Source organism: Halorubrum sp. AD140, assembly GCF_034497445.1.
Taxonomy (GTDB): Archaea; Halobacteriota; Halobacteria; order Halobacteriales; family Haloferacaceae; genus Halorubrum.
Genome location: NZ_JAXRUU010000183.1, coordinates 1 through 1,469 on the forward strand (window position 1 = coordinate 1; position 1,469 = coordinate 1,469).

A 1,469-nucleotide genomic window follows, 5' to 3' on the forward strand; every position below is an offset into this window, starting at 1 on the left:
GAACGTCGGGAGCGTCGCGGCCACCTCCGACGCGGTGACGGTCCGCGCGTCGCCCTCCGATTCGCGGCCGTCGCCGGAGGCCTCGGTCGCCGCCTCGCGCACGAGCCGTTCGAGGTACTCGCCGAACACGCGGTCGCTGCGGTCGAAGTGGTCGCGGTACGCCTCGTCGCTTGCGGCCTGCGAGCGGAGTTCGGTCATCACCGTGACGAACCGCTCGTCGGGGGAGTACGGGTCGTCGAGCGACGCGGGGTCGACGGCGGCGGCGAGGTAGCCGTCGAGCTGCTCCCGCGCCGAGCGGTCGAAGGCCTCATCGGGGGCCATCTCGGGGACCTCTCCCGCGGCCGACGCGTCCCCGTCAGGCGGCCCCCCGGCGCCCCCGTCGGCGATGGACGCCTCGAACTCGTCGAGCAGGAAGCCGAGGAGGTCGATCAGCAGTTCGTCTTTCCCGTCGTAGTGGTGGTACACGAGCGACGGGCTCTTGTCGAACTCGTCGCCGATCCGCTGGACGGCGACGTCCGCGTAGCCGTGTTCACAGAGCGCGCGGAACGCCGCGCCGAGGATCGCCTGTCGCGTGTCCGACGGCTCCGCGAACGGGTCGTTCATACGCCGCGTAGGTGGGTCCGGTATATATCGCTCCTGATTGAACGTTCATTCAACACGCTTATGCCGCGAGGCCCTGACAGCAACGTATGACTCGACCCGACGCGTCACGGTACGGCCGGTCGCCGCGCGCGACCAGACCCCCCCACCGGTCCGGCGGAGGGGATCGATGAGTCGGTCGGCCCGGCTCGCGACCGCCGCGCTCTTCGTCGTCGCGGCGAGCGCGCTGCTCGTCGGCGTCTCGCTCGCGGGCGCCGCGGCCCCGAGCGCGGGGACGGCGGACGACGGCGGCGCCGCGGCGCTCGCCGGTGCCGACGGCCCGCTCGCCGACGGCGCCGTCGCGCAGGCAGGTACCGAGTCGGACCCGACCGACAGACAGGTCCGCGGCTCGCCCGTGTTAGAGCTGTTCGCCTCCCAGCGGACGGTGCCGAGCGGCGCCGAGTCGACCGTCACGGTCGACATCGTCAACACCGGCGAGATGGAGATCGGCAACCAGCTCGACTCCCGCGTGACGACCGCGCGCGGGCTCACGCTCGAGGTCGACGACGGCGACGTGCCGATCGACGTCGAAGACGGGGAGATCCCGGTCGGTGACGTGCCGACCGAGGGCGGCCCCACGTCGGTTCCGCTCGACGTGACCGTTCCGGACGACGTGCCCGACGGCGAGTACGAGGTTGAGGCGACCGCCCGCTACCGGTACACCTTCGAGGTCATCCCCGAGTTCAACGACCACAAGGACCGGCGCGGCATCGACGACTTCGACCTGACCATCGTGGTTGACGACGGTGCCCGGTTCGCGGTCGTCGAGACCGACACCGACGCGCAGGTGGGCGGGGGCGGCGACGTGACCCTCACGATGGAGAACGTCG

Annotated in this window: 1 protein-coding gene and 1 pseudogene; one reads left to right on the forward strand and one right to left on the reverse strand. The window is 71.6% G+C overall.

Annotated elements, in window-relative coordinates; all coding sequences use genetic code 11:
• On the reverse strand, positions 1–603 hold a 603-nt coding region (locus U4E84_RS17220), incomplete at its 3' end, for a TetR family transcriptional regulator (protein WP_322533323.1).
• Between the two features lie 166 nt (positions 604–769).
• Between U4E84_RS17220 and U4E84_RS17225 the strand changes: the two are divergent.
• Positions 770–1,469: pseudogene (locus tag U4E84_RS17225) on the forward strand (hypothetical protein); the annotation flags it as partial.